We start from the raw sequence: 639 nt of genomic DNA on the forward strand, positions 1-639 counted from the left end.
CTGGACGGCACCCCGTTCCAGCGCAGCGTCTGGGAGCAGCTGCGCCTCATCCCGTACGGGGAGACCCGCTCGTACGGCGAACTCGCCGAGAACCTGGGCAAGCCCGGCGCCTCCCGGGCGGTGGGCCTGGCCAACGGCAAGAACCCGGTCGGCATCATCGTGCCCTGTCACCGGGTGATCGGAGCGTCCGGCGGCCTCACCGGTTACGGCGGCGGCCTGGACCGCAAGCAGCGCCTGCTGGCCTTCGAGAACGGTACGGAGGAGAGCGTGCCGGCGCTCTTCTGAAACGCGTACGGCGAGGGGCCCCGCACACGCGTGTGCGGGGCCCCTCGCCGTACGACGAAGCCCGTGGGTCAGCCGGTGAAGATCTCGGTCACCGTCCAGATCGCCAGACCCAGCATGCACAGCCCGCCGATCCGCTGCACGGTCTTCAGCGGGACGCGCTTCGCGATGAACCGGCCCGCGAGCAGCGCCAGCGCCGATACGGACATCAGGGCGGCGGCGGAGCCGATCGCGGTCGACCAGGTACCGTTGCTCGCCGCGAGGTTGGCGGTCGTGATCTGGGTGAGGTCGCCCCACTCGCTGATGAACACCGCCATGAAGGCCGTCGAGTACACCGGCCAGAACCCGGTCACCGTC

General features: G+C 70.4%; 2 protein-coding genes. One reads left to right on the forward strand and one right to left on the reverse strand.

Going from position 1 to position 639, the window contains the following annotated elements; genetic code table 11:
• Window positions 1-285 (forward strand): methylated-DNA--[protein]-cysteine S-methyltransferase (locus EAO73_RS34885; protein WP_147975545.1); only part of this gene is annotated, 285 nt, incomplete at its 5' end.
• A gap of 68 nt (window positions 286-353) precedes the next feature.
• Here the strand turns inward: EAO73_RS34885 and EAO73_RS34890 are convergent.
• On the reverse strand, window positions 354-639 hold a 286-nt coding region (locus tag EAO73_RS34890), incomplete at its 5' end, for a TMEM165/GDT1 family protein (protein ID WP_147975546.1).

It is taken from the genome of Streptomyces sp. col6 (assembly GCF_008042035.1).
In the GTDB taxonomy this organism is placed as follows: Bacteria; Actinomycetota; Actinomycetes; order Streptomycetales; family Streptomycetaceae; genus Streptomyces.